The sequence below is a fragment of the Gloeobacter kilaueensis JS1 genome, from assembly GCF_000484535.1.
GTDB lineage: Bacteria > Cyanobacteriota > Cyanobacteriia > Gloeobacterales > Gloeobacteraceae > Gloeobacter > Gloeobacter kilaueensis.
This window is the reverse complement of sequence record NC_022600.1, coordinates 2,280,473-2,306,039: the sequence shown is the minus strand read 5'-3', so window position 1 is coordinate 2,306,039 and position 25,567 is coordinate 2,280,473. Positions and strand designations below refer to the sequence as shown.

Sequence of the window (25,567 nt, the reverse complement as noted above, 5' to 3'; positions counted from 1 at the left end):
TTCAGCCATCCGATGAGAAACAATGCCCAATCCTCTGCTGCTAAAGCGCCGTGCCCTCCTCTCGCTGCTTGCCCCAGCGATTGTCCTGCTCACGAGCCTGAGCGCCCATGCCCAGCTCGATGTGCCCGAACTGGTCAAATATCCAGGCCAGATCGTCCTCGATACGCGGGGCATCTTTACCCTGAGCGGCAGCGATCCGGAGGCGCTGGCGGAGCGGACCGCCCTCGTGCAGGCCCGGCTCAACAAGACCCTGAGCACGGACAGCCCCGAGGTAAAAGCGGTCAAGGTGACGGGCAACGGCTCCTCCTGGCAGGTATTGCTGGGCGGTCAGTTACTCGCCACTGTCACCGCCGCCGATATGGCCCGCCACAACAGTACCGCCCGCGCCCTGGCCGAGGAGTGGGCGGCCTCGCTGCGCGAGGTGCTCAAAGACGACAAAGCCCTGGCCACCCACCGCGAATTTAACAGCAGCCCCGACTGGGTGAGCTACAACGACCTCAGCTACCTCCGCACCGACCGCACCCGCACCGAGACCTCCAGTTTTCGCAGCTCAGGCTACATCTTCAAGCGCAACTTGATCTTTCTTGACAGTCGCCGCAAAAGACCCGAGCAGGTCTACCTGCGCGATGCCGACGGCAGCTACACCATCTACGAGCGGCTACGCGATCCGCAGTCGCCGCCCCGTGCCCGCTAGGGGCGATGCCGTACACTGAGGGACAAGTCTCCTTTTGGTTTCCCCATGCAATTCTTCCCCCACCGCGCCCTGCTGCGCTCAATTTTGCTGGCAATCGCCGCCGGCACCCTGCTTGGCACCGCACCCGTCCTCAAGGCCGATCCCCAGGAGATTCCAGTCTCCGATCCTTCTGTCAAGCTCAACGATCCTGAATTTAATCAAGCGCTTGCCCAGATCACCTGGGTCGATGGCGACGGCAACCTCTGGCAGGGCAACATCGACCCGGCGACGGGCGATTTTGTCCCTCCCACCGGGCAGGCGTTCCTCGTCGATACCGGTGCTGTCACCGTGTCTACCATCGGCAACGGGCCGACCTGGAGCATCGGCAGCAACGGCTCATTCATCACCTATACCAAGTACGATTCACAAAACCGCTTCACCCTGGCCAGCGCCCAGTTTAACGGCAGCCAGTGGGTACCGACCCTCCTGCCCAACGGTACCAACGCCTATGGGCCGATCGGGGGTGAGGACACTTCCTCACCGGCGACAATCAGCTACCTCGCCCCCGGCAGTTCCGGTTCCCAGATCGTCCTGTGGCGCGAAGTTGGCAGCTCCACCGAAAAACAGATTCCCAAAGCCGTCCCCCCCGGCGTGCAGTGGATCAAAGGCGAGCGCGCCGTCACCTACAACGCCACCGCCGCAAACGGCAAAGCCCAGGTCTTCAAGTACACCCTCGATACCAATCTGACCGCCCAGATCACCTCCGAGTCCGGCGGCACTCTCTCCGCTCAGATGTGGGAGGCTCCGGAGTACAACAACGCTCTGCTCGCCCTGACCCTGATTAACGGCAAGACCCAGATCGGCATCTATCAAAAAGTGGGTACAAAGTGGCAGCGGGTGAACGTCCTGAAGCCGCCCTCGGTGGGCACCTACCTCTGGTCGGTCGAGCCTTTTACCTACAACGGCAAATCGTACCTCTACATGGTCACCTCCACCTCCAGCAACCAGAAAAGCCTTACCGTACCGACCGAAGTCTGGATTGCCGGAGTCGATCCCGCTGCCCCCTTTTACCGCAAGGTGTGCAATTCGCAGCAGGAAGTGCGCAAAAACCCAAAAGCATTCATCACGACCCAGGGCGCTTACATTTACTTCGAGGTGATCAGCCTCCTCGCCGGTATCTATCAGATCTACCGCGTCGATTCTGGCCTCGGCCCACCGGCGAACTGAAGTGCGAAGCCTGAGATTTGCTGCGTCAAGAGCCGCCTGCAGCTTCTGGCTCAGCGCTTCTTGTGCAACCGCCGAATCTGTGACCATGGTTGCTTTTTTGGGTACGGAATTGGGCACAAATTTAGCCTGACACAGCGACTTTTGCGACCTATACAACTTATCTGACAGGGGCTGGGGCAGGTGCAGGAAATCGGCCCTGAGCCAACTTTAAGCTACAGGCGGATTTTAAAAAGTGGAGAGTAGGGGATTCGAACCCCTGGCCTCAGCAGTGCGATTGCTGCGCTCTACCAACTGAGCTAACTCCCCGCGGGAAACCAGCCTATCACTGGCAGGCAGCGAGCGGCAATCAGTCTTTGCCGAAGCGCGACTGGTGCCAGCGCCAGGCGGTGGCGATGATCGTCTCGATGTCAGCAAAGCGGGGAGACCAGCCCAGTACCTGGCGGGCTCGATCAGCGCCGCCTACGAGTTGAGCCGGATCGCCGGGGCGGCGCGCCCCAAGCACCTGGGCGATCGGTTTGCCGGTGATCTGCCGGGCGGCATCGATCACCTGTTGCACCGAGAAGCCATTGCCGTTGCCGAGGTTGAAAAAAGTCGTCTCGCCGCCCGTGCGCAGGTACTTGAGCCCCAGCACATGGGCATCGGCCAGATCGCTCACGTGGATATAGTCGCGCACGCAGGTACCATCGACGGTGGCATAGTCGTCGCCGAAGACAGTGATGTGGGGGCGGCGGCCAATCGCCACATCGAGCACGAGCGGAATCAGGTGCGTTTCTGGATTGTGGTCCTCGCCAATCTGCCCGTCCGGCTCGGCTCCAGCGGCGTTGAAGTAGCGAAAGACAACGGAGCGCAAACCGTAAGCCCGGTCGAAGTCGCGCAGCATCTGCTCGACCACCAGCTTGGTAAAACCGTAGGGGTTGATCGGGCGCTGGGGGTGGCTTTCGGGAATTGGGATCTGATCGGGCTCGCCGTAGGTGGCACAGGTGGAGGAAAAGACGATCTTGCCCACCCCCGCCTCGACCATCGCCTCCAGCAGGCAGAGGGTGCCGTAAATATTGTTGCGGTAGTAGATAGCCGGTTTTGTCACCGATTCACCGACGTAGGCGTAGGCGGCCATATGGATGACCGCCTCGATTGGATGGTCCGCAAAAAGCTGCTTGAGCTTCTCGCGGTCCTCCAGTTCACCGTGGATCAGCTTGTCGGCGGGAACGAACTCCGCATGGCCGTAGACGAGGTTGTCGAGGACCAGAGCCTCAAAACCAGCCCGCTGCAGGGCAAGAACGACATGGGAACCGATATAACCGGCACCGCCCGTCACCAGGATCATCGGGAAGCCTCGTCGCGTGTGTTGCTTTACTCTAGAGTATCGACCGCCGGAGAGATGTCTGTGTAAAGTCGATGAAGTTTGACTGGAAGCAGTGCAGAAAGCTATCCACGGAGAGCAGGACCCATGATCAAACCGAATATCGGCCTCAGCCCCGAACAGCGCGAAGGCGTTGTCGAGTTGCTCAACCGCGATCTGGCCGACGTGAACCTGGTGCTGATCAAAACCAAGAAGTACCACTGGGACGTCGTCGGTCCCCAGTTCCGCACGCTGCACAAGCTGTGGGAGGAGCAGTACGAGGCACTCAGCCTCAACGGCGACAAGATCGCCGAGCGCGTCCGGGCCCTGGGCGGCTACCCGGTCGGCACGGCCAAGGGCTTCCTCGAGTACGGCTCGATCAAGGAGCACGCTGGAGAGGTACCGAACGCCTACGGCATGGTCGCCAATCTGCTGGCGGACCACGAGCAGATCATCCGCAACCTGCGCGAGCACGTCGATGCCAGCGAGGAGCAGTTCCACGATACGGGCACGGCGGACTTTCTGACCGGCCTGATGGAGGAGCACGAGGAGATGGCCTGGATGCTGCGCTCGTTTATCGAGGGCGAATCGATCCAGCCCGCCGCTGAGAACCGCTCCGGCGCTGACGTGCGCACACCGGTAGAGCTGCGCTAAGGACAGCTGGTCCTCTATCGTAAAGAGCGGGGGTGCCGATGCACTCCCGCTTTTGTGGGCGATGGTAATTGTTGTCCTGGGCGTTTCAGGAGCCGGTAAAACCTCTTTCAGCAAAGCGCTCGCCGCTGCTATGGGCTGGCAATTTGCTGACGCCGACGATTTTCATTCTGCCCAGGCGATTGCCAAGATGCACGCCCATTTTCCGCTCAGCGACGCCGACCGCCTGCCCTGGCTGGCACGATTACACCAGGCGATCCGGACCTGGCAGGGGCAAAAGCGCGACGTCGTTCTTGCCTGCTCCGCCCTCAAGGAGCGCTACCGCCAAGTACTCAAAGCGGGCGATCCGGCAGTCCAGTTCGTCTTTTTGCAAATTAGCTTTGCCCTGGCCAGTCAGCGGGTGGCCAAGCGCGCCGCTGCCGGGGGCCACTTCATGCCCCCGGACCTGCTGCAAAGCCAGTTCGACGACCTCGAAGTGCCAACGGAGGCGATCGTCGTCGATATGGACAAACACGAACCCCTCGACGTGCAGATCGAGCAGGTCCGGCGGCAGTTGGGCCTGTAATCAGTTCGGATAGAGTAACACGCGGTCGATGGCGTGGATGATGCCGTTGTCGGCCTGCACGTCCGCCTGGACCACTTTTGCGTCGTTGACGACCACGCCGCTGCTCACCGTCACGTGCAGGTCGCTGCTTACCAGAGACTGAATGTCACCGGTCGTGAGGTCCGTGGAGCGCAACACTCCCCGAACGACGTGGTGGAGCAGCAACTGGCTCAGGGTTTCTTTGTTCTCCGGAGCGAGCAAGGTTTCAAGCTTACCGGCGGGCAAGCGGCTGAACGCTTCGTCGGTGGGTGCGAAGACCGTGTAGGGTCCGTGTTCCTTGAGCGTATGCACCAGTTCGGCAGCCTGCAGAGCCTTTGCCAGTGTCTTGAAACCGGCCCCAATAGCGGTATCGACGATATCGGCCATGATCGATGAGTCCTCGCTGAGATTGCCATCCTCAGTTATCGCCCAACTTCGGTCTCAAGGCTCCGCCTGGGGGCAGAGATTATCGTTCTACCGGGCGTTAGCATGGAGCGGTTGCCGCTCTGGAGCCGTCCTGTGAAAGAATATCTGCAGACCGCCATCGAGGTTTATAAAGAAGCGGCGATCACGCCCCAGCCTGCCCTCTGCTGTGTGCAGCAGGCGGCACTGTTTCTGCCGGGGCTCGTAATTCCGCCCGCGATGGAGCAGATGAATTACGGCTGCGGCACGACCGTTCACCTGCAGGACATGGCCCCTGATCAGCGCATTCTCTATATCGGTGTGGGCGGCGGCCTCGAAGCGCTCAAATTTGCTTATTTTTGCCGCCAACCGGGGGGTGTGGTGGCCGTCGATCCGGTTGATGAAATGCTCGATCGGGCCCGGATCAACCTGGAGGAAGCGGCCCGGCTCAACGACTGGTTCGAGCCCGAATTTGTCGAACTGTACCTCGGCGACGCCCTCGATCTGCCGGTGGCCGATGCCACAGTCGATCTGGTCGCCCAGAACTGTCTATTTAACATCTTTGAACCTGCCGAGTTGCGGGTGGCCCTCCAGCAGGTGCGCCGGGTGCTCAAGCCCGGTGGACGGCTGATTCTCTCCGACCCGATCGCTACCCGGCCCGTCCCCGAGCACCTGCGGCGCGACGAGCGGTTGCGGGCGATGTGCCTGAGCGGCTGCCTCCCTCTCGATACCTACCTGGATCTGATCGCCCAGGCCGGTTTTGGCCAGATCGATGTTCGCGCCCGCCGTCCCTACCGGATGCTCGATCGCACCCGCTACAACCTGCCCGCCGATCTCCTGCTCGAAAGCGTCGAACTGGCCGCTTACAACCTGCCGGTCCCACCGGACGGCCCCTGCATCTTCACCGGTAAGACAGCCATCTACACCGGCAGCGACGAACACTTCGACGATCGGGCCGGTCACATCATCCCGGTCGATGTGCCGAGCGCCGTCTGCGACAAGACCGCCGCCAAACTGGCCAGCCTCGCCCATCCCCAGCTGGTGATCACCCCGAGCACCTGGCACTACAGCGGCGGGGGCTGCTGCTGAGCTGTTTGAAAAGTTTTTTTCCGGAAACTGATCCAATTTGTCTTCTAGCTCCGCGTCACCTGATAGAGACCCCTATTTGGTGAGGATGTTATGAGACAGTACACCGTTTCTACGGCTAACCGCCGCGTATTCCAGCTCAGCGGTGCGTTCGTCGCCTGCCTGCTCGTCGCCAGCACTGCCGCTATGCTCAGGGGTGAATTTTCCAGGCAAATACCTGCTCCAGCGATTCTTCCGGCTGTCGTTCCGACTCCTGTGCAGATTAAAACGCCCTTCCCGGCTATAGACGAGCAGGTATTCGTGAGGCAGCACGAGCGGCAACTGGCGGCAGTGCCCGAGACCATTGTCACGCCCGACTGCACCCTCACCCGCTATCAGCTCGCAGACTGGTACTACCTGTTTAGCGGCGGTCGGCTGGCCTTGATGAGCAAGAATCCGACCAACCGCGTCCACCAGTACTGCCCGGCTCCGATCCAATAGACCGATGGGTTCAATCCACCAATCTACCGATGCGGAGGGAACCTGTTACCCATGCGTACCCAGCTGCGCTACTTTCTGCACAACCTGGCCCTACCGGCTCTACTTGGTGCAATGATCGGCGGCTTGATCGTCAGACTTTTCGTCCTCTGGCTTCTGTAGTCGCCCAGGCTGCCGGGCTTTCCAGGCAGCTTGTTGCCTTGGACTGCATAAGTCTATTTTCATGACCGTATAGAAAGTCAAGCTGACCGGCAGTTGAGCAGCGTCTACTGCTGTTTGTGAAACCTGTAGCTGAAATTGGCTCATGTATTCTTGCAGTATCGAGAAGGTGCCGCTTATGGATGAGCTAGATGCGACCCAACTGCTGCTGGCCTGGCAAAAAGGCGATCAAAATGCCCTTTCTGCCCTGACGCCAATGATCTACAAGGAGCTGCGCCGCCGTGCCGGTAGCCTGATGTCCCAAGAGCGCAGCGGCCACACCTTGCAGGCGACAGCCCTGGTCAACGAAGCCTATTTGCGATTGGTGAACCAGAAAGACACCTGCTGGAAAAGCCGCGCCCACTTTCTAGGCGTCGCCGCTCACCTGATGCGCAAGATCCTCATCGACCACGCCCGCGCCCACGGGGCCGCCAAGCGCGGTGGTCAGATGCGCAAACTCTCCTTCGATGAAGCAGGAGATGTGGTGCAACAGGGAGAGGACTTCGACTGGAGCGATCTTGAAGCGGCCCTGGAGGAACTATCCCAACTTTCTGAAGAACACAGCCGCGTTGTCGAGTTACGCTTCTTCGGCGGCCTGACGATCGAAGAGACCGCCGAGGTTCTTGGAGTTTCGAGCGGAACTGTCAAGCGGCGCTGGGACTTTGCCAGAGCCTGGCTGCGCAAGCGCCTGAAAGATGGGGAAGGCGGTGACACCTGAACAGGAGCGCTTCAATCGCATTCAGGAGCTGTTTACTGCTGCTCTCGAACTCGAAGCGGACGCTCGCGCTGCCTTTTTAAGCAAAGAGTGCTGGGAAGATACTGCCTTGCGTAAGGCAGTCGAAGACTTTCTTGAAGAACACGAAAACGCAAAGCTCGACAGTTTTCTTGAGCAGCCTCTGATAAACCAGGATGTACTGCTAGACGCCCTGACTGCCGAACTCGAAAACCCGCCTCTCATCGGTATCTATCAGCTCATCCGCCAACTCGGAGAAGGCGGTATGGGAACTGTCTACCTGGCTGAGCGAGCAGATGGTCAGTTCGACATGCAAGTGGCAATCAAGATCATCCGCCAAGATGCCAGCAACGCCGAACTGGTGAAGCGCTTTCGGGCTGAGCGGCAAATGCTCGCAAACCTGAAAAACGAAAACATTGCCCGGCTCTTCGACGGTGGTACCACCCCCGATGGTCGGCCCTACTTCGTGATGGATTATGTCGATGGTGAGCCCATCGATCGCTACTGTGACGACAAAAAGCTGAATATCGGTGAGAGGCTGAAACTTTTCTGTCAAGTCTGTTCTGCTGTCAGCTACGCCCATGCTCAGGGCATCGTTCACCGGGATCTCAAACCGGGCAACATCCTGGTGACAAAGGACGGTAGCCCCAAGCTGCTCGATTTTGGTATCGCCAAACTCATCAATCCGACTGAAGCAGTTTCTTCTCTTGCAGCCACCCAGAGCTTTACACCTCGATATGCAAGCCCCGAGCAAGTCCAATCACAGCCTGTCTCCTTCGTGAGCGATATCTACTCACTGGGAGTCATTCTCTATGAACTTCTCACTGGACATTCGCCCTATCCGAAATCCGCCACGACTCCAAAAGAGCAGATGCAATTGATCCAGGAAGGAAATTTGCTGCGTCCAAGTGAAGCAATCTCCTGCTTCAGCACACTCCAAGCCGAAGAAATTGCCCGAGCGCGAAAAGAAAGCAAACCAAACAAACTGCGTCAGCTCCTGCAAGGTGATCTCGATAGCATCTTGCTCAAGGCGCTCAGCAAACAGCCCGACCAGCGTTACGCCTCCGTAGATGCTCTGGTTAAAGACATTGAGTGCTATTTAGCGGATAAGCCTGTCTCTGCCAGAGCTAGCGATTTGCTCTATCGCACTGGTAAGTTTCTCAAGCGCAACAGAGCAGGGTTAGCAACAGCAGCCTTAGTTGCTGGAAGCATCAGTGCTCTTTGGCTTGGGCAAGGGAAGTTTCCTTTCGGTCCTCCCCCAGTTCGTGCCATTGCTGTATTACCTTTTAAAAATATTGATCCTGATCCACGTAATTCTTATCTGAGCGACGGTATTACTGAAGATATCTCTACAAAATTGGGCGAGGTAGGCAGCCTAGATATTATCAGCAATGAGGCGATGAAACGGTACAAGAATAGCAAAAAGTCCCCACGAGAAATTGGTGCAGAACTTGGTGCAACTGCTCTTGTGACAGGCAGCATACAGCGTGATGGAGAAAGAATTCATATCACAAGCCGACTGATTGAAGCAAATACTGAAAAGCAGATCTGGGCTAAAAGCTTTGATCGTTTGAATGAAGATATTTTTGTAATTCAGAATATAATTGCTACTGATATTGCTCAGATACTAAAGGCAAAACTGACACCTGAAGTTATTAGCCAGATTACTCAAAAACCTACAACTAGTCTTGATGCTTATAATTACTATCGGAAAGGACTAGAATACTATTCGTTTTATCGAAAATCAGACAATGAACAAGCCATCCGCCTTTTCCAGAAAGCTTTGGGAAAAGATCCAAATTTTGCTTTAGCTTGGTCTGGACTAGGAGACAGCTATGCTCAGCGAGTAGAGAAATTTGGTTATTCTACTAAATGGTTGGACTACTCTATTGTATCAAGCCAGAAAGCACTCGCTCTCAATCCTAATTTGGCTGAAGGATATAAGTCACTGGGGTTAGCATATCTTTATAAGGGTTTCTTTCGAAAAGCGCTCCAGGCTGAAGAAAAAGCCATTTCTATCAATCCCAGTTTCTTTGCAGCTTTGAACGTATACGCCTTTGCTAATGGCTATCGAGGAGATTGGGACATAGCTTTAAAAGCCCTTAAAAAAGCTCAAAGACTCAACTTAATCAGTGCTTATGGATACATTAGCCTTGCAGAAGCTTACATTGCTCTTAACATGGATTCTGAAGCTGAACAACAACTACTCCAAGCTATTCAGTTACAACCAGATGTCTATAACGGTCACAAACAACTCAGTCATCTTTACTTAATACAAGGTAAATACAATGATGCGTATAAGCAAGCTCAAGTATGTGTTTCCGTCGCTCCTAATAGTGCCGATTGTAATGCTGCTGTTGGAAATCTGGAATTACAGCGTGGTAATTTACAGAATGCACTCAACTATTACTTAAAGATTCCAGCAGTCTTGAGAGCGGAATATTATGGTGCATCAATAGGCTTTATCTATAAAAGTTTAGGCAAAAGAAAAACTTCAGATCTCTATTTGCGGAATTATATTAAGTATGGAGAAAGAGCCTTTGCATATGGCAGTGAGGATTTGGACATTGCCTACAGGATGGCCACAGCCTACAGTGTACTCGGTAGAAAAAGCGAAGCGCTTACTCACTTAAGACATGCGTTCAGATTAGGCTGGCGTGCTTATCGAGAAGCTCAAATAGATCCTCTCTTTTCTAAACTCCGCCATGATTCCGAATTCGTATATATTTTGCGAGAGGCTGAAATCGCAGTTAAGCGAATGCAAGAGACAACAACGGAAAACCGTTGATTAAATTGCTTTTATATTGCTTGGGAAAAATACCTGATAGGGAAACTCATTAAGGAAATTAAACTATTTCTACATTACCTGCATATTTCATGACTTCTGAGACTATTAGTTCTCGCCAACACTCTAGTTGGTTCTACAAAAGTTCGATTTAGGAGATTAAATCATGGGTGAATGGCAAGTTAGTAGTATTGTTGGAACAGCTGCTAATGCTAATGATAAAGCTACCCTGGAACGCAATGGGGGGCCATCAGAACCTTTAGGAATTGGCAACACTCTTAAGCTCGGATATAAGATTCGGAGCCAGTCCTGTTCTGTAGTGTTGACCTACACAGATGGTTTAAAGATTGAATTAGGTAGCCACTCAGTTGTACATTATGCCAATGTATCTGTAGCAGACACGAGTCCTCTTGTAACGATTGGACCTGGTCTATTCCTAGAGAGCGGCCTCTTTACAGAAGATTGGATGGGAGGGACAGCTCCTAGCCAAGCTCTGATAGTTACAGAGAAAACATGTGCGCACCGAACTTATGGTTCTGTAGTCATCATTGTTGGCTCCACAGACATCAATAATAATCTGAAACGCCGTGACACTTACTTTGGTAGTCGCGGTAAGACTGAGATTTTTGATTATGACAAAAGCGGAAGCAAAATTAATGTGCAGATCTTACAAGAGGGTTATGGAGCTGACTACCTTGAAGGCTCTCTAAGACTTAAGCCAACTTTTGTCCTTAACCCACCATTTGACCCGCAAGAGTTCAGTGAAGCAAAACTATTAGGACTTATTGACCGTCTGATAAATCCATGATGAATAATCTTTATACTTCTCCGCTTTGATCCAGACGGTATAGAGGGGATATAAATTTCCATATTTCTTCCTGTTTTGGAGGATTCAGCGTGAAACCGGGTGCGGAAAGCGGCTCCCGCACCCGGCATGGTTATTTGCAGAGCAGCCGGTTAGGGCGTCACTCTAAAGACCGTAGCGCTCACGGCCTGACCGTTGGGTGTGGTGACCCGGATGCGACCGGTGCGGGCACCGGTTGGAACGGTCGTGTTGATCTGGGTTCCGGCGGCGTTGACGCTGAAGGTGGCTCCGGCTCCCCGGAAGGTGACGGCGGTGGCTCCGGTGAAGTTGGTGCCCGTGATCGTGACGGGAGTCCCCACCGGGCCGGAGGCAGGGGTGAAGCTTGCGATCGTGGGGGTGATGGTGCCGGTGCCTGTGACCGGGATCTTGGCGAAGCGCACGTCCGGCTGGTTGGTGTGGAAGCTGTTGGAGTCGCGGTTGTCGCCCCAGGTGCTGTAGAAGAAGGCGTTGTCGGCGGCGATCTGGTCGTAGTCGCCCATGTAGGTGGTGTTAACGACTGGATCTTGACCGATCACTACCGGGAAAGATTGGCTGCTTACCCGGAAGTTGGGAGCGAAGGTGACAGCACCGCCGGAGAGGGTAGCGATCGCTGAGAAGCGGTCGATGAGGGAGTTGTTCGGATCGAGCCTGCGGTCGTAGAAGCCGACGATGAGCCGCGAGCCGTCCGGGGTGACGGCGACGGTCGGCATGAACTGGTCGTTGGTCGTGCCGTCATCGTTGACCAGAATCGGGCTGCTCCAGGTGGCCCCGCCGTCGGTGGAGGTGACAAGGTAAACGTTGCCCCGGTCAGCGCTACTGGCTCGATCGTTGTAGACCGCGTACAGATCGCCGCTCACCGGGTTCACCGCCGCGTGGGGGAAGCTGTTGGTGCGAAAGCCGCCGTTCAAGCCCAGATCGCCGTTGGTGCCGGTAGCGAGCAAGTTGGCAGAAACCTGGACTTTGGGGGCGAAGCTCACGCCTAAGTCGGTGGACTTGCGCACCGAGATCCGCCGCTTGCTGTTGCCGCTGTCGTACCAGAAGTAATAGACCGCGTGATCGGGGCCGACGAGCACGAAGGCTCCCTGGCCACCTGCGTCGCCGGTAGCGGAGCCGGTGAGCGCCAGACCGCCGCTGGGCCCAAAGGTCGCGCCGCCGTCGGTGGAGCGGGTGAAGGCCATGTTGCCCCCAGAAACCGGGAAGGGCCGAAAGCCCAGGTAGACGTTGCCGTTGCCGGGACCGGGGAAGTTGTCCACGGTGATCCAGGCTTTGTCGTTGAAAGTCGAGGTGGGAAAACCGGGCGAGCCGTTGGAGACGGCACTGCTGAAGGTCTGGCCGTTGTCGGTGGAGCGAAAGACCTTGAGGGAATTGCCGGGGCTAAATTCGAGGGTGAGAAAATAAATCGTGCCGGTGGTCGTATCCCGCGCCAGGCCCGGATCGCCTGCGTCGCCGCCGGTAACGGTGGGCAGGGCACCCTTATCGACGAAGGTCGTGCCGCCGTCGGTCGAGACGGCATAGCCGGTGAACTTGGAGGCACCGCCTAGAAACGAACCGGAGTCGTTGTAGGCGGCGACGACGGTGCTGCCGCTTCCCAACACGATCGTCGTCTCGCTCTGGGTGTCCTGGGCGGTGCGATCGGCGGCTGGGTTGTTGACCAGGACGTTGGTAAATCCGTCGAGCGGTACCTCCGCACTCGGAACAGGAGCCGGGTAAGCGGGCGCTCGGAGCGGTACCTTTGGACCGAAGCGCCGCTCGAGGGCGGTGCGGGCCGCGCCGGAGAGTTCCTCGAAGCGCCGCTTGTCGTTGTAGAGCTGGCGCAGAGCATCGTCAGCCGGTGCGACTTGTTGGGCTGTAGCGGTTTGAAGGTGAATGGTCGTTGGGGCCAGAAGCAGGCCGGTCGCCAGGAGGATCGAACCGGCAAGTGGAAAGTGTCTCTTCACAGCTTTTCTCCTTCGGTCAAAGTGACAGGTCAGCGCATCGCGCCGATCACGCAAGCAAGATATTCGGAGCTGCCGGTGGCCAATGTGCCACAACCCTCTGCAGCGCTGGAGTTGTTTCAAAAAGTACAGTTATCTTTAGCAGGCTCGTCGCGGTAGGGGAAGGGATCGCCGGTGCGAGCCTCCGGCAGGCACGCCCGATTGCCCCAGAAGAATGCCTTTGATCGACAGAGGCAGGGAGTGACTGCACCGGACCGTTAAAAAATCTACCGCGAATCGTGGGAGCCTTCTTCCTTCCGTAACAACTGTTAAGCCAGATTGAAAATTAAATATTTATTTTGCAGATGAGACTGCCGGACTGGGCGGCGGTCCCTTCAGCAGAGCCCGCACTTTGTCGATCACCGTGCCGACCGCCCCCGCATCGAGATAGTGGGCCTTCACTTCACCGTCTGGGCCAAGGATGAAAAAATGCACGTGCTCGCGCAACGGCTGCTCTTCGCGCTGGGTTCGCTCGCGCTCGAAGCGGGACTGCAGCTTCTCTTTGCGGAAGATTGCAAATTCTGGCAGGGGGCTATTTTGCCACAGCCGAAGCGCCAGTTCGCCGTCCCAGTCCGGGATAAAAAGGGGCCGCTGCTGGCGGGCGGTGAGATCTTTACCGGCCAGGGCAAAGCGCTTCTGCAGATCCTGCTCGGCGCTTTTTGCTTTGTCCTTGATCAGTCCCAGCACCAGGCCGTGGGCGATGCCGGGGATGTCGCGCAGGTTCAAGACGACGACGTAGAAAAAGCCGGGTTCACCCCGCAGGTTGAACTGGAGGTCGGCACCCGCCTGGGTGGCAGCGTCGGCGGTGGTGCGGTCCGCCACCACGGCTACGGTAATTTTCTTTTGAAACTGCTCGGCTGTGACGGGCTTGCCATCTAGATCCTGGGCGGCAACGCCCTCGAAGGGCGAGGCAGCAGCTGCCGGTCGGGCAAGCAGGCAAACAAGAAAGAAGATTGTAAGATAACGGCGGCAACGGGCATAGAACATAGATGCTCTTACTGGGGGCTACCCAAAAATATAACGGGCAGCGGTTTACCCCCTGCCCGTCTGTGAGATTGATTTGCAGCTACTCTTTGGGTTCGGTGATCCGCTGGAACAGATAGCCGGTGCCGCGAGCGGTGAGGATCAGTTCTGGATTGGACGGATCGTCTTCGAGTTTGGAGCGCAGGCGCGAGATGTGGACATCGACGACGCGAGTATCGACGTGGCGCTCGGGGGTGTAGCCCCAGACTTCCTGCAAAATTTCTGAGCGCGAGAAGGGTTCGCCGGAGCGGCTCACCAATAGCTCAAGGAGCGAGAACTCCATGCCGGTGAGGCGGATACGCTCGCCGCGCTTGTAGACCTGGCGCTTGTTGGTGTCGATCTTGAGATCGCCCACATGGATGACACCGGAACTGGGGATGCCGCTTGCCGTGTCGCGGTCAGCCCGCCGGAGCACCGAGCGGATGCGCGCTTCGAGTTCTTTGGGGGAGAAGGGCTTGACGACGTAATCGTCTGCTCCCAACTCCAACCCTGTGATCCGATCGGCCACGTCGCCCAGGGCCGTCAGCATGATGATCGGCACGTCGGAATCTTTGCGCAGCTCCTGGCAGACACCGTAGCCGTCGAGCTTGGGCATCATCACGTCCAGTACGACCAGATCGGGATGCTCGCGGCTAAAAACTTCGAGTGCCTCTTCACCGTCGGCAGCGGTCACGACATCGTAACCGATCATCGATAGACGTGTTTCGAGGATGCGGCGGATGCTGGCCTCGTCGTCAACAACAAGAATTTTCTCTTTACGGTTGTCCAAGTTGCCACCACCCATTGCTAATTTTTGATGACTTTTGTTTAGTCTATCAGGTGGATGTAAACTCTGATGCGAGCTTCCGTTTCTTTTAACACTTCGATCGCTGCGTTGTCCAAAGCCGGTCAGCGTTGCTGCGATTGGTGATCCCCGTTCGTAAGTAATTGTGCTGGTCGAAAGTTCGACGAAAACTTGTTAAGCGCTGAGCCGACGGGGATCAACGGCGATAGTAATCGGATAGCCGGTGACCTCCGGCGGCGCGCTGCCCGGATCTTGTAGCAAATGCTGCAATTGCGCCACGCCCTGTCGCAGCCTTCGCGAGACTGTAACTGGGGAAATGCCTATGCGTCGTGCAGTCTCGTGTCGGGTGCATTCTCGCAGAAAAACCGACTCGACGATATCGCGGGTGAGCGGATCGAGAGAGCTGAGAGCCTGCTGGAGCAGCAAGCGGTCCTCGTCGTTCTGACGGCGGTACTGCCCCGTGCGGTCGGGCAACGACTCTGCCAGGGTGGGTGCCTCCGGGTGCGGCCCGAGGGGCGCATCGAGGCTCAGAGGAACGCGGTTGCGCTGAGCCTCGCTGACCGCGAGCCATTCGTCGAGGGTAATCCCCAGGGCGTGGGCGATCTGTTGTTCTGGCAGCCGTTCCATACCCAGCAGGCCGAGCTTTTGGGCCTGACGGGCCAGTTCCTGCCAGCGGCGCGGCAGGCGGATACTGTCGGCCCGATCGCGCAGGTAGTGCTGCATCTCACCCTGGATGTAGGGGGCGGCAAAGGAACTGAAGGCGTTGCCCCGCGCCGGATCGAAGCGATCGATGGCGCGGATCAGGCCGAGGATGCCGACCTGGACGAGATCCTCGAAAGGTTCGCGGCTGATGCGGCTCAGTCGGTGGGCAGTTCGATAGACGAGGCCAATGTGGCTGAGCACCTGTTGCTGGCGCTCGCTCATCGTCGGGCGGTTGGCGGTCTGCATGGGTGTTCCTCAGGATGCACCCCACCAGCAGTAGAGCTTCCCGCTGCTGAAGGCAACTGCCGGACAGCCCGCCCAGTCCGGCGGCTGTCCGGTTCGACCGGAAAGCTGTCCAGGCAAGCAGTCACAGATTAAGAAAGAAAGATGGCATCTGGCGACGGCGACGATGACGGCTCTTGCATTGAGCGAGCGGACCCTGGCAACGCACCAGCGGTTATTTGAAATCAAGCTGCTTTTTGGGGTGATGGTGATCGATCCCGAGCAGGACGCGCCGGGCGAGGCAGAATCCGGACGGCTGCGGGAACTCGTCGGGTCCGAAGCCTGTGCCCATTACCGGTTGCTCCCGATCCGGCAGGAGCAGTCCACCGTAGTCGTCGCGATGGTCGATCCAGATGATCTGGAGGCCATCGACCATCTCGTGCGCCGCCTGCACTGCCAGGGACTTGCCCTGAGGCGGGTGGCGGTGGGCGAGGAGGAGTACGGGCGCTGGCTTGCCCGGCGGGGGGTCGGGGAGGAACGGGCGGTGTTGCCGGAGTGGCAGGTGCAGGAGGAAAGCCCGGTTCTCCGGCTCGCGGGCCAGATTCTTTTGCGGGCAATCAGCAGCGGCAGCTCCGACATCCATATCGAACCGACTGAGAGGCACCTGCGCATCCGTCTGCGCCAGGACGGCGTGCTGCGCGAGGCGTTCGAGCCCTTGCCGATTGAGATCGCCCCGGCTCTGGTGTCGCACTTCAAGGTGCTGGCGGAACTGGACATTGCCGAGCGGCGGTTGCCCCAGGATGGCCGCCTGCGCCGCCACTTCGATGGCCGGGCGATCGACTTTCGCCTCTCGACGCTGCCGGGACGCTACGGCGAAAAGCTGGTATTGCGCCTGTTAGACAGTGCCGCTCGCTTTCGCCTGGCAGAACTCATCGCGGATGGGCAGACTCTGGCGCTCGTCAACCGCTGGATCCACCGCCCCCACGGCCTGGTGCTCGTCACCGGCCCCACCGGCTCGGGCAAGACGACGACGCTCTACGCCGCCCTGGAGGAGCGCAACGAAGTGGGCCTCAACATCGTCACCGCTGAAGATCCGATCGAGTACAGCCTGCCGGGGGTGACCCAGGTGCAGGTGCTGCGCGAGAAGGGGCTCGACTTTGCCCGGATCCTGCGCGCCTTCTTGCGCCAGGATCCGGACATCTTGCTGGTGGGTGAAAGCCGCGACCGCGAGACGATCGCCACCGCCGTCGAGGCGGCCCTCACCGGGCATCTGGTGCTCACCAGCCTGCACACCAACGACGCCGCCGAAGCGATCGTCCGGCTGGCAGAACTGGGTATCGAGCCGTACCTCATCACCGGTGCGCTGGTGGGTGTGCTGGCCCAGCGGCTGGTGCGCCGCCTCTGTGCCCACTGCCGCGAACCGTACTATCCGAACCCTGAGCGGCTCAGACCGTTCGGCGCGCTCACAGCCACCACCGGCAAAGTCGTCTTCTACCGCGCCCGGAGCTGTGATCACTGCGGCGGCACCGGCTACAAGGGCCGGGTCGGCGTCTACGAAGCGATGGGTATCAGCGAAGGGCTGCGCACACTGATTGCCGACGGCGCTTCTGCAGCTCGCCTGCGGGGAGCGGCGCTTGAGGCAGGAATGCAGACGCTGCTCACCTCCGCGCTGCAACTGGCCCGCCGGGGGCTTACGAGCCTCGAAGAAGTCGAGCGGGTCGTCCTCACCGATGCGGGTTTGCACGCCTGCACCGCCCATACCAGTAACTGCCGGGGTTGCCGGGCCGAGTTGCGGCCCGAGTGGATCGACTGCCCGTACTGCACAACGCCCCGCCAGGATGGATAGACTCTTCTAGAGTGGGGCACCTGCGCCCTCACCGGGCCGTCATGGCCGAATAGCGATAAAAACAGCCTGGAGAAGACCCATGCCCGTAGCCATTGAAACGCTGATGCAGCACGTCATCGACTCGGCGGGTTCAGACCTGCACATTGCCGCCGGTACGCCCCCCTGCATCCGGGTGGGCGGTGCGCTGCACTTCGTGGGCAACGAGCCTCTGAGTCCCGCCGACTCCGAGGCGCTCATCCTGCCGCTACTCAGCAACAACCAGCGGCTGCAGCTTGAGCAGAACTGGGAATTGGACTGCTCCTACAGCCACGGCGGCACCCGCTTTCGCGTCAATGTCTATAAAGACAAGGGCAACTACGCCGCAGCTCTGCGCGCCCTCAGCTCCCGCATCCCGACGATCCAGGAACTGGGCCTGCCGCCGGTCATGCGCGAGATCGCCGATCGGCCCCGTGGGCTGGTGCTCGTCACCGGTCCCACCGGCTCCGGCAAGACGACCACCCTCGCCTCCCTCGTCGATTACATCAACGGCAGCCGCTCCGAGCACATCCTCACCGTCGAGGATCCGATCGAATATCTGTTCGTTCCCAAGCGCTCCCTCATCAACCAGCGCCAGTTGGGCGAAGACACCAAAAGCTTTGCCAACGCCCTGCGCGCCGCCCTGCGCGAAGATCCCGACGTGATCTTAGTCGGCGAGATGCGCGACCTTGAGACGATTCAACTGGCGATCACCGCCGCTGAGACCGGCCACCTCGTCTTTGCGACCCTGCACACCAGCTCCGCCGCCCAGACAGTCGATCGCATGGTCGATGTCTTCCCGCCCGCCCAGCAGCAGCAGATCCGCGTCCAGCTCTCCAATTCGCTGGTCGCCGTCTTCTCCCAGACCTTGATCCCGAGGGTGCAGGCGGGCCGGGGACTGCAGTCGCGGGTGATGGCCCAGGAGATCATGGTTGTCAACCCCGCCATCGCCAACCTCATCCGCGAGGGCAAGACCAGCCAGATCTACTCTGCCCTGCAGACCGGCGGCAGCCTCGGAATGAAGACGCTCGAAAGCTCCCTGCGCGACCTGGTCACCTCCGGTCAGATCGCCCTCGAAAACGCCCTTACCTACACCTCCCGGCCCGAAGAATTCCAGCGCATGTTGGGAGGAGCCGCTCCCCGGCCTGCCACCAGCCGCCCCTACTAGCCACAGGTAAGCTGCCATGCCCACGTTCAGATACCGCGTCCGCGACTACCGGGGGGCACCCCTCGAACAGACTGCCGAGGCCGACAACGCTACCATTCTCCGCTCGCAACTGCGCGAAAAGGGCATGTACGTGATCGAAATTGCCGAAGTAAAGCCCGAGCAGCCCGGCGGGCGCTTCTCCCTTGAGGCACTGCGTCTGGCCACCACCCGCATCACCGTCCGCGACAAATCCCTCCTTGCCCGGCAACTCTCGGCCCTCACCAACGCCGGTGTCGCCCTCGTCCGCTCGCTGACGGTGCTCGAAGAGCAGACCAGCAACCGCAAACTCAAAAAATACCTCGCCCAGATCAACGTCGATGTGCAGCAGGGCAGCAGTCTGGCGGGGGCGATGCGCAAATTTCCTGACGCCTTCGACAATCTCTTTGTGGCGATGATCACCGCCGGAGAGCAGGGCGGCGTGCTCGACGAGGTGCTCGAACGGCTCTCCAAGTTGCTCGAAGATCAAGACCGGCTGCAGCGCCAGGTGCGCTCCGCCCTCGCCTATCCGATTACCGTGCTCGTGCTCGCCGTCGGCATCTTCCTCGCGATGGTCACCTTTATCCTGCCGGTCTTCAAGGGCATCTTCGACCAGTTAGGGGGCACCCTCCCTGCCTTTACGCAGCTGTTGATGTCTCTCAGCACCTTTTTGCAGCAACCCCTCAACTGGCTGGTGCTCGTGGCTCTCGTGGCCTTCGTCGTCTGGTTTTATCGGCGCACCTACCGCTCCCCTCGTGGCCGCCGCTCGATCGACCGGGTCCGGCTCTGGCTGCCGCTATTTGGCGATCTGATCCGCAAGGCCGCCATCGCCCGCTTCTGTCGCACCTTCGGCGTGCTGTTTCGTTCTGGCGTCGATGTGCTGCGCGCCCTTGAGATCGTCCGCGACACCGCCGGTAACACCGTCATCGCCGACGCCGTCGATGCTGCCCGCCAGACGATCCGCGAAGGTGGCATGATTAGCCCCACCCTCCAGCAGGAGCGGGCCTTTCCGCCGATGGCTGTCCAGATGATCCGGGTGGGCGAAGAGTCCGGCGAACTCGACTCGATGCTCACCAAAGTCGCCGACTTCTACGAGCTTGAAGTCGAGCAGGCGATCAAGTCTCTCACCAGCCTGCTGGAACCGCTACTTATCGTCGTCCTCGGCGGCCTGGTCGGTTCGGTCATTCTGGCAATGTACCTGCCGCTATTTACTGTCTTTGATTTGATTAAGTAACGCTCTTCTGTATTTACCGGGCGTTCAACTATTCCAGGAGCGCTGGTCACGGGGCAAATCCGCCCTCGGATCCAGTACTTCAACTGTGCGAACTGGAGTGTTGTTCCAGTGCCAGAGTACGAGATTGACGCCGCCTTGCTGTCTGGCAGATGGTACGCGAACACCGCTAAAGCCGAATTGCAGCAGCTTCTGGGTCGCTTCCCAGGTTGGCGGTCTGCGCCGCTGCACAAGCCAGATCTCCTTCCAGGGACTCAAAAGTGTTGCTTCGGTGATTTCGGCAGCCTCCCGGACAGCAGGGTCACAAAAATCGACGATGCCCTCCAAATCGAGGCGGTAAGCGCAGAAGGTGCCCGGTCGCACCAGAAGATCCTGCTGGTACTCAGCAAAGGCGGTGTCGATCTGCTCCGACGTGTACAGAGCTGGTACACCCTGGGGATTCCACCGGCCACCGAAGCGCGCTGCACCAGCCCCGCTTAGAGGATCATAGGACCATTTCGGCGCTAAAATCCGCCAGCAGAGGCCCGTGTAGCGCCGGGCAGTGATGCTGCTGTTCTCACTCATCTCCAACAAGCAACATCAGGCATATACGCCTTCTATGAGCATGTCGAGGTGCGCTTCCACTGCGTCGCCGTGCCCGGCTGCTACCAGTTGCTCGGCTGTCTTGCGATCGAAACCGGATAGCGGCTCGTAACGAAACCAGAGAACAGCTCGGTTGCTATCTCCGCCAACCATAGCAGCGGCTCGATTGATGATGCGCACCACCTGGCCCAGACGATTCTGCACTTCCGGAGATTCCGGATGCCGGGTGAGCGTGTTGCGATGCACCTGCACTATCGCGGATAGCTCCTGCAATTGCATTCGTAGCGCATGTGCCACGAGCCGAGGAGAGATCCAACCCTTCTGCGGCTCCAGAACGGATTCCAAAAACGGCGACAACATGTTGCTGCTCCAGCAGTGCTTGATATGCACATTATATGCATTTGAGGAGATGCAACCGTCTTTCTGTGGATTCAGAATCTTGCTGCGGTGCTATCCCCTCAAGCCTGGGCAAAGAGGGCATCAATATCGAGATGCACCCCGTCAGGTAGTTGTAGCTGGATGCCGGAGCCTGCCGGGTGGGAGATGACCAACAGATAGCTGTTCTCAGACGCTTCAGTGTGCTGAACGATGCGATTGTGCGGCAGGTCCACTACCCAGTACTCCCGCAGGCCGCCTCTGGCACAGGCGCGGGCTTTTTCACCGAGATCGAAGGCGGCGGTAGAATCGGCCACCTCGATCGCCAGACGCACCTGCCGGGCGGTGGGATGTTCGTAGCGGTACTCCGGATCTTGAGGGTTCACTTCGACGAGGGCAATATCGGGAACCGGTTGTCCGCCGTGGCCGAGTAAGATGGGCTTTTCGTCGAACAGTTGCTCGATGGGCAGCCCCAAAGAGAGCAACAGGCGCATCAGCCGACGCACCGTCGAAGCGTGAAGCGGACCCTGGGGAGGGATGACGACGATGCGGCCTTCTAAAAGTTCGACATTTTCTTCTGGGCCGAACATGCCTGCTTCCACCATCTGGCGGAACTCACGCACCGAGAAGAGGCGCTCGTGGACGGAGGCAATCACTGGGATTTTGAGTGCAGCAAGTCCATTCTATTGGGTGATGTCGCAAACCAGAACAATCGGTTGTCCAGAGCCGGATGCTTCGTTCAGTTGGTTCTGATACCCGGCTGCCAAAGACCGCTCTAGATCACCAGATCGGCGTGCTTGCTCGAATCGAGGATATGAACCGTGTCCACGAAGCGGACCGTATTGGACTGGCTGGAGATGACCATCGTCTCGGTGCGCGCCCCGCCATTGAAGAAGCGCACGCCCTTGATAAAGTCGCCGTCGGTGATGCCGGCGGCAGCAAAGAGCACGTTCTTGCCGGAGGCGAGTTCGTCGGCTTCCCAGACTTTGTCGGGCTGCTCGACGCCCTGAGCCTTGAGCTGCTCTTCGATCTCGGCTTTGGTGCCCTTGAGTAAACCCGTCTGGACGACCTCCGGATCGTAGATGAGCTGTCCCTGAAAGTGGGCACCCAGGCAGCGCAGGGCGGCGGCGGAGATCACTCCCTCAGGTGCGGCTCCGATACCCATCAGTGCGTGGACGCCGGTGCCGTTGATCCCGGCGGAGAGGGCGGCGGAGATGTCGCCGTCGTCGATAAAGCGCACCCGCGCTCCGGTCTCGCGAATTTCGCGGATGAGATCTTTGTGGCGGTCGCGCTTCATAACGATCACCACCAGCTCTTCGACGCTGCGATCGAGGCACTCGGCAATGATTTGCAGATTTTTGGTGGCCGAATAGTCGATGTGGACCTTGCCTTTGGCCTGGGGCGGAGCGGCCAATTTTTTCATATACAGATCGGGCGCACCGAGCAGGCCGCCCTTCTCGGAGATGGCGAGCACCGCCATCGATCCGGCCCGGCCTTCGGCGACCAGATTGGTACCTTCGCAGGGATCGACGGCGATGTCGATCTCGATGAGTTCATCGAGGCTGCACAGCTGGGCGGCGTCCTCGCGCGTGCAGATGCCCACCTGCTCGCCGATATAGAGCATCGGCGCGTCGTCGCGCTCGCCTTCGCCGATCACGATCCGGCCACGCATATAAATTTCGTTCATCCGGTCGCGCATCGCCTTGACAGCGACGCCGTCCGCTTCATTTTTCAAGCCCTTGCCCATCAGCCGGGCCGAGGCGATCGCCGCCTGCTCGACTACCTCGATAATCTCCAGCCCCAGCGTTTTCTCCATGACCGCACCTCATTCTCCATCTACGTCCGCGGTCCTCAGTGTACCAGAAGCCTCCTCAAGCCCAGCATCGGGGATCACAAGCGGTACAGTGCCGCTGCAAAGCTGGAGGAGTTGAGCTGTGAACTGACTTAAAATCAGTCCCTTAGCTAGATAGTCCCGTGCCCAGTTGCGGCCATTGCGCCCCATTTCGCGGCGCAGCCTCGGGGCAGCGGCCAGCTCCTGCACCGCCAGCACGAACGCATCGACATTTTCGGGGGGCACCAGCGCCCCGCAGGCAGAAGCGGTGACCATCGTCGCCACGGCGGTGCCGGGGCGGGCGGTGGCGATCACCGCCCGGCCACTCGCCATCATGCCCGCCAGTTTGGAGGGCATGACCAGGTCGGCGGCCTGATCGCGCTGGATCAGGGCGTGGATGTCGGCCAGATTGAGCAATTCGCCCAGCCGCTCGGTCGGCTGTAGGGGCAAAAAATGGACATTGGCGAGGGCCAGACGACAGCTTTCACTCTTCAGGCGGCGGCGGGCTGTGCCGTCGCCACAGAGGACGAACTGCACCCGTGGCAGCCTGTCTGCCGCTGCCAGCAACAGATCGAGTCCCTGTTTGCCGCCCATATTGCCCGAGTAGAGCACCACCAGATCCTCGGCTGTAAGCCCCAGCTCGCGGCGCAATGCATCAGCTGAGATATCGGGATGAATCCGGCCCGTATCGACCCAGTTGGGAAATAGACCGATCCGTTCGCGCTCGACCCCTTTGCCGACTGCCCGCTCGAGCATCTGGAGCGACAGGGTCGAGAGGCGATCGAAATGTTTGAGCAACCAGCGCTCGAAGCCCACCGCCGTGCGCTGTAGACGGCCCCCTCCTGGCAGTGACTGCAACTCGAAGGCGGCGTCTACCTCGTGATCTTGAATGTGCAGCCAGCTATGGGCTCCTGAGAGCCGGGCTACCAGCAGCGCCGTCGGGGCCGCCAAAAGCGGCGGCTCGATCGTGAGCACCACCTCCGGCTTCCAGAACACCTGGGCGAGCATCACCGGCAGGCTTGTAAGGGCGAACGACAGCAGGTGAACCAGCCGCTCGACGCCGGTGGGCTGGGTTTTGAGCCAGACAGGACAGCGGAACACCTCGACGCCCGCCTGGCATGTACGGCTGTAGCGCCAGGGGCTGTAACCTTTGGCCACCCGCCAGGCGGGATAGTGGGGAGGGGCGGTGACGACGCGCACCTGATGCCCCTGGGCGGCCAGCCACTCCGCCATCTCGCCGGTGTACTTGCCGACGCCCGTCAGTTCGGGGAAATAGTTGATGCCATAAATGAGGATACGCATGGGAACTGGAGGGAAACAACGGGAGGGGCTGGCTGAACAGTTTTCAGCGAATTTTGTTCGCAAGCCAGGAGCATAAACTGACCGACCTCTGGCAAATGCCCACAGGACAGTTGCCGGTTATCTTTATGAAGCGTACAGGAATCAAAGTCGGGACGGAAGCACGAACGGGGGAGACAGGTGCTTTTGGGTGACAAAGTCAAAAATCGCTGACGATAGCCCGCTTCAGGTTCTGTCCAGACAGCGGCCTCGGCGCAATTCGTCCATCTTTACCTGGATTAAAAACTCGTAGTACGCCAGGTGAATGCAGTAGGTGAGGGCCGCTCGCCCCTCAAGAAAGCCCAGCTTGAAAACATACATGATCAAAAACCGCCACAAGGGCCAGCCGGGCAGGCGGCTGAGCAGCGGTTTGAGGGCTTTGTTGCGCACCGAAGGGTCGCGGGCAAGCAATTCCTGCCAGGAAACATTGGCGCGCAACCGCTCGGCAGCCTCCAGATCGGAGTAGCGGTTGTGGCGGCTCAGCCACTGCCCCCAGCCCTTGCTGAAGGCGTAGTGCAGGTACGGTTCGCTCAGGTAGGCGAGCTGTCCCTGGACGCGGTCTTCTTTCTGGCCGTGGCCAAAGTCGCAAAAGCGCACCCGGCCCCAGCGCAGCAGGCGAAACTGCCAGCGCGGAAAGCCGTCGGTGCGCCTGAGCCAATGCCCGTCCAGCATGAGCTTCCAGCAGCAGTAATAACCGGCGATAGAAGCTCCAGCGGCTGCCGTTGCCCCCTCGATTGCGCGGGCAAAGGCGGGCGTCGCTCTCTCGTCCGCATCCAGAAACAAGATCCACTCGTGGGCGAACTGGCAGTGATCGAGAGCCCAGTTGCGTTGCTTGCCAAAAGAACTGAAGGGATGCTCGTAGCAGCGTACTCCGGCGGCGACGGCCAGTTCGAGCGTTCCGTCGCAGCTGCCGGAATCGACGAGGTGAATGTCGTCGCACCAGCCGATCGACTCCAGACAACCGGGCAGATCCGCCGCTTCGTTGAGGGTAAGAATGACGATCGAGACGGCCACGGCCAGGCGCAAGTGCGATGACGCCTTCTTATTGTTGCACTGCGACTCGCCCCGATTGTTAAGGGATGTTGATTGCCATTCTCAGATTTCTCCGAAACAATGATCGAGGAGGGCTGCACAGAGACAGCGCCTCGATGGTCTCCATGCGAGTGTCCCTACCTGCCGATGTTCTCGTGCGCCGGCTCAAGACCGAGTCTGTGCTGCTCAGTTTGCGCAGCGAACAGTACTTTGGCCTCGATGCGGTCGGCACCCGCATGTGGGAAGTGCTGACCACTTCCGAGTCGGTCGAGGCAGCCTGCACATTGCTCCTGGGCGAGTACGACGTGGAGGCGGCTGTCCTGCGGCAGGACGCCCTGAACTTGATTGCCGAACTGGTGAGACACGGTCTGTTGGAGACGAGCGATGAATAGGGCCCGCCGCTTCTTTCGTCTACCTGGACCAGCGAGAGGA

25 protein-coding genes and 1 tRNA gene are annotated in these 25,567 nt (G+C 59.0%); 13 read left to right on the top strand and 13 right to left on the bottom strand.

Going from position 1 to position 25,567, the window contains the following annotated elements; translation table 11 throughout:
• The first annotated feature begins 22 nt into the window (after window positions 1-22).
• Together GKIL_RS10665 and GKIL_RS10660 are read left to right on the top strand one after the other, a co-directional pair.
• The gene (locus tag GKIL_RS10665) at window positions 23-694 is read left to right on the top strand and encodes a hypothetical protein (RefSeq protein WP_023173586.1); all 672 of its coding nucleotides are present in this window, start codon (window positions 23-25) and stop codon (window positions 692-694) included.
• A gap of 45 nt (window positions 695-739) precedes the next feature.
• Window positions 740-1,900, top strand: a complete 1,161-nt coding sequence (locus tag GKIL_RS10660; RefSeq protein ID WP_023173585.1) for a hypothetical protein — start codon at window positions 740-742, stop codon at window positions 1,898-1,900.
• A 233-nt stretch (window positions 1,901-2,133) separates the two neighbouring features.
• Here the strand turns inward: GKIL_RS10660 and GKIL_RS10655 are convergent.
• Together GKIL_RS10655 and galE are read right to left on the bottom strand one after the other, a co-directional pair.
• Window positions 2,134-2,206 (bottom strand) — tRNA-Ala (locus GKIL_RS10655).
• Window positions 2,207-2,246: 40 nt separating this feature from the next.
• Window positions 2,247-3,224, bottom strand: a complete 978-nt coding sequence (gene galE / locus GKIL_RS10650) for a UDP-glucose 4-epimerase GalE (RefSeq protein ID WP_023173584.1) — start codon at window positions 3,222-3,224, stop codon at window positions 2,247-2,249.
• Between the two features lie 123 nt (window positions 3,225-3,347).
• Between galE and GKIL_RS10645 the strand changes: the two genes are divergently transcribed.
• Window positions 3,348-3,893 (top strand): Dps family protein, encoded by a 546-nt coding sequence (locus GKIL_RS10645; protein ID WP_023173583.1) that lies wholly within the window; start codon window positions 3,348-3,350, stop codon window positions 3,891-3,893.
• Window positions 3,894-3,954: 61 nt separating this feature from the next.
• On the top strand, window positions 3,955-4,455 hold the full coding sequence (locus GKIL_RS10640) for a gluconokinase (protein ID WP_041243890.1): 501 nt from the start codon (window positions 3,955-3,957) through the stop codon (window positions 4,453-4,455).
• Here the strand turns inward: GKIL_RS10640 and GKIL_RS10635 are convergent, their stop codons facing one another.
• A complete protein-coding gene (locus GKIL_RS10635; RefSeq protein WP_023173580.1) occupies window positions 4,456-4,860 on the bottom strand; it encodes a fasciclin domain-containing protein in 405 nt (134 codons plus the stop codon).
• Between the two features lie 132 nt (window positions 4,861-4,992).
• Between GKIL_RS10635 and arsM the strand changes: the two genes are divergently transcribed.
• The 5 genes from arsM (at window position 4,993) to GKIL_RS24740 (ending at window position 10,962) form a co-directional block, all read left to right on the top strand.
• A complete protein-coding gene (arsM, locus tag GKIL_RS10630; protein ID WP_041244644.1) occupies window positions 4,993-5,964 on the top strand; it encodes an arsenosugar biosynthesis arsenite methyltransferase ArsM in 972 nt (323 codons plus the stop codon).
• A gap of 90 nt (window positions 5,965-6,054) precedes the next feature.
• A complete protein-coding gene (locus GKIL_RS10625; RefSeq protein ID WP_023173578.1) occupies window positions 6,055-6,441 on the top strand; it encodes a hypothetical protein in 387 nt (128 codons plus the stop codon).
• A 334-nt stretch (window positions 6,442-6,775) separates the two neighbouring features.
• Window positions 6,776-7,354: a sigma-70 family RNA polymerase sigma factor gene (locus GKIL_RS10620; protein ID WP_023173574.1), complete on the top strand. Its 579-nt coding sequence runs from the start codon at window positions 6,776-6,778 to the stop codon at window positions 7,352-7,354.
• Window positions 7,344-10,157, top strand: a complete 2,814-nt coding sequence (locus GKIL_RS22630) for a serine/threonine-protein kinase (RefSeq protein ID WP_187293915.1) — start codon at window positions 7,344-7,346, stop codon at window positions 10,155-10,157. The genes GKIL_RS10620 and GKIL_RS22630 overlap by 11 nt, the downstream gene beginning before the upstream one ends.
• A gap of 163 nt (window positions 10,158-10,320) precedes the next feature.
• Entirely contained in the window at window positions 10,321-10,962 is a 642-nt protein-coding gene (locus GKIL_RS24740) for a hypothetical protein (protein WP_023173572.1), read from the top strand.
• Window positions 10,963-11,111: 149 nt separating this feature from the next.
• Here GKIL_RS24740 and GKIL_RS25620 read toward each other — a convergent pair whose 3' ends face one another.
• From GKIL_RS25620 to GKIL_RS10595, 4 genes are all read right to left on the bottom strand, one after another.
• Window positions 11,112-12,935 (bottom strand): IPT/TIG domain-containing protein, encoded by a 1,824-nt coding sequence (locus GKIL_RS25620; protein ID WP_023173571.1) that lies wholly within the window; start codon window positions 12,933-12,935, stop codon window positions 11,112-11,114.
• A 330-nt stretch (window positions 12,936-13,265) separates the two neighbouring features.
• A complete protein-coding gene (locus GKIL_RS10605; protein ID WP_023173570.1) occupies window positions 13,266-13,958 on the bottom strand; it encodes a hypothetical protein in 693 nt (230 codons plus the stop codon).
• Window positions 13,959-14,037: 79 nt separating this feature from the next.
• Entirely contained in the window at window positions 14,038-14,763 is a 726-nt protein-coding gene (rpaB, locus tag GKIL_RS10600; protein WP_041244642.1) for a response regulator transcription factor RpaB, read from the bottom strand.
• Window positions 14,764-14,952: 189 nt separating this feature from the next.
• Window positions 14,953-15,726 carry a sigma-70 family RNA polymerase sigma factor gene (locus GKIL_RS10595; protein WP_023173568.1) on the bottom strand — a complete coding sequence of 258 codons (774 nt, stop codon included), beginning with the start codon at window positions 15,724-15,726 and terminating at the stop codon, window positions 14,953-14,955.
• A gap of 163 nt (window positions 15,727-15,889) precedes the next feature.
• Between GKIL_RS10595 and GKIL_RS10590 the strand changes: the two genes are divergently transcribed.
• The 3 genes from GKIL_RS10590 to GKIL_RS10580 all read left to right on the top strand — a co-directional run bounded on the left by GKIL_RS10590 (window position 15,890) and on the right by GKIL_RS10580 (window position 19,980).
• Window positions 15,890-17,548, top strand: a complete 1,659-nt coding sequence (locus tag GKIL_RS10590) for a GspE/PulE family protein (RefSeq protein ID WP_023173567.1) — start codon at window positions 15,890-15,892, stop codon at window positions 17,546-17,548.
• 79 nt (window positions 17,549-17,627) lie between these two features.
• Window positions 17,628-18,731, top strand: coding sequence for a type IV pilus twitching motility protein PilT (locus GKIL_RS10585; protein WP_023173565.1), 1,104 nt, complete (start codon window positions 17,628-17,630; stop codon window positions 18,729-18,731).
• 16 nt (window positions 18,732-18,747) lie between these two features.
• Window positions 18,748-19,980: a type II secretion system F family protein gene (locus GKIL_RS10580; protein WP_023173564.1), complete on the top strand. Its 1,233-nt coding sequence runs from the start codon at window positions 18,748-18,750 to the stop codon at window positions 19,978-19,980.
• A gap of 24 nt (window positions 19,981-20,004) precedes the next feature.
• Here the strand turns inward: GKIL_RS10580 and GKIL_RS10575 are convergent, their stop codons facing one another.
• The 6 genes from GKIL_RS10575 to GKIL_RS10550 all read right to left on the bottom strand — a co-directional run bounded on the left by GKIL_RS10575 (window position 20,005) and on the right by GKIL_RS10550 (window position 25,129).
• Window positions 20,005-20,541: an RES family NAD+ phosphorylase gene (locus GKIL_RS10575; RefSeq protein ID WP_023173562.1), complete on the bottom strand. Its 537-nt coding sequence runs from the start codon at window positions 20,539-20,541 to the stop codon at window positions 20,005-20,007.
• Window positions 20,542-20,556: 15 nt separating this feature from the next.
• Entirely contained in the window at window positions 20,557-20,919 is a 363-nt protein-coding gene (locus GKIL_RS10570; RefSeq protein ID WP_023173560.1) for a hypothetical protein, read from the bottom strand.
• 98 nt (window positions 20,920-21,017) lie between these two features.
• Complete coding sequence (locus tag GKIL_RS10565) at window positions 21,018-21,590, bottom strand: Uma2 family endonuclease (protein ID WP_023173558.1); 573 nt, start codon at window positions 21,588-21,590, stop codon at window positions 21,018-21,020.
• Between the two features lie 119 nt (window positions 21,591-21,709).
• Complete coding sequence (gene glpX / locus GKIL_RS10560; protein WP_023173557.1) at window positions 21,710-22,750, bottom strand: class II fructose-bisphosphatase; 1,041 nt, start codon at window positions 22,748-22,750, stop codon at window positions 21,710-21,712.
• Between the two features lie 9 nt (window positions 22,751-22,759).
• Entirely contained in the window at window positions 22,760-24,067 is a 1,308-nt protein-coding gene (locus GKIL_RS10555; protein WP_023173556.1) for a glycosyltransferase WbuB, read from the bottom strand.
• Between the two features lie 222 nt (window positions 24,068-24,289).
• Window positions 24,290-25,129 carry a glycosyltransferase family 2 protein gene (locus tag GKIL_RS10550; RefSeq protein WP_223173825.1) on the bottom strand — a complete coding sequence of 280 codons (840 nt, stop codon included), beginning with the start codon at window positions 25,127-25,129 and terminating at the stop codon, window positions 24,290-24,292.
• Window positions 25,130-25,251: 122 nt separating this feature from the next.
• On the opposite strand from GKIL_RS10550, the gene GKIL_RS10545 reads away from it, so the two are divergent.
• Window positions 25,252-25,527, top strand: coding sequence for a PqqD family protein (locus GKIL_RS10545; RefSeq protein ID WP_023173554.1), 276 nt, complete (start codon window positions 25,252-25,254; stop codon window positions 25,525-25,527).
• Window positions 25,528-25,567: the final 40 nt, after the last annotated feature.